The sequence below is a fragment of the Photobacterium sp. R1 genome (genome assembly GCF_054600795.1).
This window is the reverse complement of sequence record NZ_BAAHZP010000512.1, coordinates 1-275: the sequence shown is the minus strand read 5'-3', so window position 1 is coordinate 275 and position 275 is coordinate 1. Positions and strand designations below refer to the sequence as shown.

Annotated in this window: 1 protein-coding gene; it reads left to right on the top strand. The window is 46.2% G+C overall.

Translation table 11 applies throughout. The features are described 5' to 3' along the window. A partial coding sequence (locus ACYP03_RS26080) for a type 2 periplasmic-binding domain-containing protein (RefSeq protein ID WP_459782682.1) occupies positions 1-275 on the top strand: 275 nt, incomplete at both ends.

Genomic DNA, 275 nt, shown 5'->3' with positions numbered 1-275 from the left:
CGCGTAAATTTCGCAGAACCCTACATCATTGTCGGTCAGACTATTCTGCTCAATCCTGAGCTTGAAGGTAAGATCAAAAGCTACAAAGACCTGAACGACAGCAAATACACTATTGCGACTAAGCTTGGCACCACAGGCGAGCAAGCAATCAAGCGTATGATCAGCAAAGCTAAGCTCAATGTGTTTGAAACTCAGTCTGATGCCGTGCTGGAAGTGGCAAACGGCAAAGCGGATGCCTTCATTTACGACATGCCGTTTAACGCTATTTATGCCTC